The sequence below is a fragment of the Thermoflexus sp. genome, assembly GCF_042408365.1.
GTDB lineage: Bacteria > Chloroflexota > Anaerolineae > Thermoflexales > Thermoflexaceae > Thermoflexus.
Window position 1 is genome coordinate 1 of record NZ_JBHOQJ010000313.1, and the last position, 6,297, is coordinate 6,297.

The window sequence follows — 6,297 nt, forward strand, 5'->3', positions numbered from 1 at the left end:
GGGCCGCCGAAGGCGGCCCCACCCCCCTTCCCGCGCTCAGCGGCCCGAAGGACCGCTGAGAAGGAGCAGTGAGGAGGGGCTTGCCCCGCATAAGGGGAGGGCCCGGACGGGAGATCAGGGCTGTCCGTTTGTCCAAAGTCCCAATCTTTTGTTTCTTACGGAGAGTTCCCTTGGACAACAAGACGGTTCGCCTGACCGCGCTCGCATCGTGCGCCGGTTGAGCCAGCAAGATGGCCCCGGAGGCCCTGGCGCACGTGCTGCGCCAGCTGAAGGAGCAAATCCTGCCGCAGCTCCATCCAGGCGTTCTGGTTGGGATCGAAGCGCCGGATGACGCGGCCGTCTACCAACTGGACGAGGATATGGCCCTCGTTCAGTCGACGGACTTTTTCCCGCCGGTGGTGGATGACCCGTATGCGTACGGCGCGATCGCCGCGTCCAACGCCATGAGCGATATCTACGCCATGGGGGGCGAGGTTCGCTTCGCCCTCAATCTGGTGGCTTTCCCAGACGGTCTGGATTTGGACATCCTGGTTCGGATCCTGAAAGGGGCGGCGGATAAGGTGGCCGAGGCGGGTGGAGTGATCCTGGGCGGACATACGGTGAGCGACCGCGAGCCCAAGTTCGGGTTGGTGGTCACGGGCGTGGTTCATCCCCGGCGGATCCTGCGGAAATCCGGTGCCCGGCCAGGGGATGTGCTGGTCCTGACGAAACCCCTGGGCAGCGGGGTGATCACCACGGCTTTGAAGCGAGATCTGGCCCGGCCGGAGGAGATCGAGGAGGCGATGGCCTGGATGATGCGGTTGAACAAGACGGCGGCGCGGCTGGCCGTGAAATGCAACGCTCACGCCGCCACGGATGTGACCGGATTCGGGTTGCTCGGCCACGCCTGGGAGATGGTGGAGGCCTCTGGGGTGGGGCTTGCCCTGGAGGTCAGGCAGCTCCCCTGGATGCAGGGCGCCCGGCGTTGTGCGGAGGCGGAAGCCTTCGCGGGCGGGCTCTGGCGCAACCGGGATTTCTACCGGCCGCACGTGCGGCTGGATGCTTCGATCGATGAGATCACGGAAGCCATGCTTTACGATCCGCAAACCTCTGGTGGGCTATTGGTGGCTTTCGCGCCAGCCGACGCAGAGGTCTTCTGCGCTCGTATGGCGGAGGCCGGCGAATCTGCCTGGGTGATCGGACGGTTTGAGGGGGAGCCGGAGATCCGGGTGTTCCCATAGGTGGCTCCCGGATCCCAAAACCCTTCTTCCCTTCCCCGCGCTACGAAGCGGTGGGAGGAAGAAGGGAGCAAGAGAAGCCCGCGCTCGCCTCATCTTCTGATGGCCTTTGCGGGGAAGAGGGGGAAGGCATGCCCAATCCGACAGTGCCCTTTGAGGAGATCCCGCATACAGCGGATTGGGCCATCCGGGCCTACGGACGAAGCCTGCCGGAGTTGTTTGCGCATGCCGCGATGGGGATGTATAGCCTGCTCACTGACTTGGAGGCTCTGGGGGAATCCGAGCGACGGGAGGTTCAGGTGGAAGCCGCCAGCCCGGAGGGCCTGCTGGTGGCCTGGCTGAACGAACTGGTCTATCTCACCGAGCGGGAGCAGCTGGCCTTCAAGCGGTTTGAGATCCACGAGCTTCAGCTTCCTGATCCCAAGGATCCTGAGTCCTTGGGTCGTCTTCAGGCGGCGGCTTATGGAGAGCGGGCGAAGGAGGTGCGAAAATATATTAAGGCGGTGACTTATCATAATGTAGCGATCCATCAGGAAAACGGATATTACTGGGTGGAGCTGGTCTTTGATGTGTGAGGAGGATGGCGATGGCGAAGGAGATTCGGAAGCAGGATTTCCGGCGGATCAATGCGTATCTCTGGGAGCTGCCGACCACGTTCGACCCCCGAATGAACGTTCCCGTCCGCATTTATGCGGATGAGGAATTGCTGGAGGACGCCTTGGGGGATCTCTCGGTCCACCAGGCGGTGAACGCCGCCTCCCTGCCAGGCCTGGTGGGCGCGGTGGTCGTGATGCCGGATGTGCATATGGGCTATGGTTTCCCGATTGGGGGTGTGATGGCCAGCAAGGTCCCTGGCGGGATCATCTCGCCGGGGGCGATCGGCTACGACATTAATTGCTTGACTGGGGATACGCGCATCCTGCATGCCCTCGGCTATACTTGCCCAATCGGGGAGATGGCGGAGGCATGGTGCCAGGCTGAGCTGTCATGTTATGACACTCAGGCCGCCCGGCTGGATCAAACGCGGGTGATCAGGTTCTTGCAGCGGCCCGCTGATCCCATCCTCTATCGGCTTATCACTCGCGCAGGGGACGAGATCGTAGCCACCGGAGACCATCCGTTCTGGACCCCCGAGGGAATGCGTCCCCTGGCTGAGTTGAAGCCTGGGGATCGGATCGCTTTCCTGCCCTTTGAGGGAGTGCCCTATGAGGATCCCCCCGACGCGGTGATCGTCGACGAGCCGGATGTGGAGCGTGTCCTGCGAGAGGCTGGAAAGGGCCGCCGCGGTGGAGCGATCACTAAGGCCATCGCCGGCCTGCGTCGTAGGGGATTGTTGCCCTTACGTTATGATTCTCCAGCCTTACCCTATTTGCTGAAACTGCTGGGCTACGCCTGGGGGGATGGAACGGCTGGCTTTATGCGCCGGCGGAAAGAGGGGGTCTTGGTTCTCTATGGAAAGGAAGAAGATTTGACGGAGATTCTGGATGATCTCCGACGGCTGGGCTATGGAGCCTTCCTGCGGTCCCGGCGTCGAAAGGTTTCCGTGCGAACACCTTACCGGGTTTACGAGATCACGGAGACGGTCAGCGAGTTGGAGGTGAACTCGACCGGCTTGGTCGCCCTGTTGGCTGCTATGGGACTGCCTTTGGGTCGGAAGACTGAGTGTGCGGATCGAATCCCGGAGTGGCTTAAACGGGCGCCGTTGTGGCAGCAGCGTCTTTTCCTCGCTGCATTCTTCGGAGCGGAATTATCCACGATGGCTCCGCACAGTGGCTCCCGAATCAAGATGCGACGGCCATCCCTGGCGCTCGCTAAGGCGGAGCACAGGATTGCGGATGGTTACCGCTTCTTAGCTGACATCGCCGAGATGCTTCAGAGGTTCGGAGTCCGCACATCAGGGATCTATGCTGAGAAGCGCCCCCTCCGACGGGCTGATGGATCGCGTTCCTTTGTCCTTCGCCTGCTGATTTCGGGGCAGGCCGAGAATCTGGTGCGTTTCTTCACGCGCATCGGCGTGGAGTATAACGCTGAACGCCGCTTCATGGGCCTTGTCAGCGCTCAGTATCTGAAGCGCAAGTTAGCGCTGCGGAAAGCCCGTCAAGCGCTCCGCGAGCATATCTTCGAGGCGCATCAAAGCGGCCTTCCCATCGCGTCCGTAGTGGCGGCGGCTTCGGTCCCGGTGAACGCCCGCTTCGTGGAACGCTCCATTGGCCCTAATCGGCGTGTGGGGGCCGCTCTGCCCCGCGACTTCCCCAGCTTCGAAGAGTACGCGGCCCAGGCGACAGAGGGCCTTGGCCGCTCTGGCATCGTCTGGGAGGAGATCGAGCGTATCGAGCCGGTAGAGGGAGGCGCAGGCACAGTCTACGATTTCACTGTATGGCATTCGGATCATAACTTCATCGCAAACGGCTTCGTAGTCTCCAACTGCGGCGTTCGCCTGTTGGCTACTAATTTGACCTATGAGCAGATCGCACCGCATCTGGCGGAGCTGGCGACGCGGATCTATTACAACTGCCCCAGCGGCGTGGGGTCGGAGGGGCATGTGCCTCTCACGGCGAAGCAGCTCGATGAGGTGCTTGCCGAGGGAGCGCGGTGGGCGCTGCGCCATGGCTATGCTCGGCCGGAGGACCTGGAGCACACGGAGGAGTTCGGCTGCATGCCGAACGCGAACCCCGATAAAGCGACCCCCAAGGCCAAGGAGCGAGGGAAAGATCAGCTGGGCACCCTGGGCGCAGGCAACCATTTCATTGAGGTCGATGTGGTGGACGAGATCTTCGACCCGGTCGGCGCGGAGCGCATGGGCCTCTTCGAGGGCCAAGTGGCGGTGCAGATCCATTGCGGCTCGCGGGGCTTCGGCCATCAGATCTGCACCGACTATCTCCAGCGCTTCGAGCGGGTGATCCACAAATACGGGATCAAGCTCCCCGATAAGGAGCTCATGTGCGCGCCCATCGACAGCCCCGAGGGGCAGGACTACATTCAAGCGATGGCATGTGCGGCCAACTTCGCCTTCTGTAACCGCCAGATTTTGGCCCACTACATCCGCAAGAGCTTCGAGGAGGTCCTAAAGCCGAAGGGGATCGCCCACGAGGTCTGGCAAGTCTACGACATCGCTCACAATATGGGCAAGATCGAGACCCACGAGATCAACGGCGAGCGGATGACCGTCTGCGTCCATCGGAAGGGGGCCACCCGCGCCTGGGGCCCTGGTTCACCGGGGTTGCCTAAGAAGTATACCGACATCGGGCAGCCGGTCCTGATCCCGGGGTCCATGGGCACGGCGTCGTACGTGCTGCTGGGGACCCCCGGATCGATGGCCCAGACGTTTGGGAGCACGTGTCACGGGGCAGGCCGGGTGATGAGCCGGGCCCAGGCCAAACGGGAGATCCGGGGCGAGAAGCTAAAAGCCGAGCTCGAAGGCCAGGGCATTGTGGTCCGCGCTGGCTCCATGGCGGGTCTGGCCGAGGAGGCGCCCAAAGCCTATAAGGACGTCAGCCGGGTGGTTGAGGTGGTCCACCACGCCGGGATCGCTAAGAAAGTGGCTCGATTGCGGCCGATTGCGGTGATCAAGGGCTAGGGGCTACATCAACTCGCTCATTAGGTTCGTCTTAAAACGCTTCTCCTATGAGTGGGGAGGCCGCCAAGGACGGCCTCCCCACTCATAGGTTGCAAAGTATCTTTCTCTCCGTTGGCCCAAAGACTCAGAGGGGGGGGCAAAAGAGAGGATGTGGGACCTCCTTGACCTTCCACAAAGTATCCCGGAAGCAGAGGTGTTCATCGTAACCCTGACGCACCGCTGGGACGAACACTATTAGGAGACGACTTGATCGATCCATGACTTCCTCCGTCGCGGAGCGTTGGGAACAGGTTCAAGAACGGATCGCCCGGGCGGCCCGGCGGGCTGGCCGGGATCCCGCGGAGGTCACCGTGGTGGCGGTGACCAAAACCGTGCCCCCGGAACGGATCGCCGAGGCTTATGCGTGTGGACTGCGGATCTTCGGGGAGAACCGGGTGGAGGAGGCGGAGGAGAAGATCCCTCAGGTGCAGGCCCTGTTGGGGAGCGGGGCCGAGATCCATTGGCATCTGGTGGGCCATTTGCAGCGTCGGAAGGCCCGACGGGCCCTCGCTATGTTTGAGGTTATCCACTCGGTGGATTCCGTGCCGCTGGCGGAGAAGCTCAGCCGCCTGGCCGTGGAACGAGGGGAATCGGCCCGGATCCTCCTGGAATGCAACATCTCCGGCGAGGCCACAAAATACGGCTTCCCCCTCGATCGTTGGGAGGAAGAGACGGGGCAGCGCGAGGCGTTCTTCGAGGCGGTCGCCCGTATCATCGATCTGCCCGGGCTGCAGGTTCTCGGGCTGATGACCGTGGCTCCTGTAGCTCCGGATCCGGAGATGGTGCGGCCGGTGTTCCGGCGGTTACGAGCCTTGCGAAAGGCCCTGGCCTCCCGGTTCCCTCAGGCGTCCTGGGCCCATCTCTCGATGGGAATGACGGATGATTTCGAAGTCGCTATTGAGGAGGGAGCGACCATGATCCGTCTGGGGCGGGCGATCTTCGGCGAACGCCCGTCTCCTTAAGCGAGGTGCATCGGCGAACGATTCGCAGAGCGACTGATCGCAATGATATGGTACAGCAAGGAGAACACGATGCTCGGGATGCTGATTTCGCTGATCGATGCTTTGGTCAATCTCTATGTCCTTCTTATCGTGTTCTATGTATTCACCTCTTGGTTTGGTCTCGATCCATGGCATCCTGCCCGTCGCCTTCTGGCGGGCGTTGTGGAGCCAGTGCTGAACCCTCTCCGGCGCTATCTTCCCCCGGTTGGCGGACTGGATTTCAGCCCCTTGGTCGCCATCCTGCTGATCGAGCTGGCTGGGCAACTCCTGAAGGCGCTGATCATGGGGTGGTTTTAAGGAGGGAGCGCATATTTCGGCTTCGGCAGCGAAGCGCTTCTTCCATGGAATATGCAACCGGGAAGGCCGGTGGCCCCTTCTCCCTTTCTCCGCTCTCCCTGCAGCCTCCTGGGCTGCGGGGGAGCGGAGAAAAAATCCTTTTGGGGCTGGGGGCCGCCGAAGGCGG

5 protein-coding genes are annotated in these 6,297 nt (G+C 62.1%); all 5 read left to right on the forward strand.

What is annotated here, in order from left to right; translation table 11 throughout:
* Nucleotides 1-170: 170 nt before the first annotated feature.
* Entirely contained in the window at nucleotides 171-1,220 is a 1,050-nt protein-coding gene (gene selD, locus ACFMO5_RS14275) for a selenide, water dikinase SelD (protein WP_376793418.1), read from the forward strand.
* Between the two features lie 128 nt (nucleotides 1,221-1,348).
* The gene (locus tag ACFMO5_RS14280) at nucleotides 1,349-1,792 is read left to right on the forward strand and encodes an archease (RefSeq protein ID WP_376793419.1); all 444 of its coding nucleotides are present in this window, start codon (nucleotides 1,349-1,351) and stop codon (nucleotides 1,790-1,792) included.
* Nucleotides 1,793-1,803: 11 nt separating this feature from the next.
* Nucleotides 1,804-4,794 carry an intein-containing RctB family protein gene (locus ACFMO5_RS14285; protein WP_376793420.1) on the forward strand — a complete coding sequence of 997 codons (2,991 nt, stop codon included), beginning with the start codon at nucleotides 1,804-1,806 and terminating at the stop codon, nucleotides 4,792-4,794.
* Nucleotides 4,795-5,051: 257 nt separating this feature from the next.
* Entirely contained in the window at nucleotides 5,052-5,795 is a 744-nt protein-coding gene (locus tag ACFMO5_RS14290; RefSeq protein ID WP_376793421.1) for a YggS family pyridoxal phosphate-dependent enzyme, read from the forward strand.
* Nucleotides 5,796-5,864: 69 nt separating this feature from the next.
* Nucleotides 5,865-6,131: a YggT family protein gene (locus tag ACFMO5_RS14295; RefSeq protein WP_376793422.1), complete on the forward strand. Its 267-nt coding sequence runs from the start codon at nucleotides 5,865-5,867 to the stop codon at nucleotides 6,129-6,131.
* Nucleotides 6,132-6,297: the final 166 nt, after the last annotated feature.

Bases quoted from the DNA above. Each gene is read 5' to 3' on its own strand.
- ACFMO5_RS14285 (WP_376793420.1), top strand. From the start codon at position 1,804: ATGGCGAAGGAGATTCGGAAGCAGGATTTCCGGCGGATCAATGCGTAT.
- ACFMO5_RS14280 (WP_376793419.1), top strand. From the start codon at position 1,349: ATGCCCAATCCGACAGTGCCCTTTGAGGAGATCCCGCATACAGCGGAT.
- ACFMO5_RS14295 (WP_376793422.1), top strand. From the start codon at position 5,865: ATGCTCGGGATGCTGATTTCGCTGATCGATGCTTTGGTCAATCTCTAT.
- ACFMO5_RS14290 (WP_376793421.1), top strand. From the start codon at position 5,052: ATGACTTCCTCCGTCGCGGAGCGTTGGGAACAGGTTCAAGAACGGATC.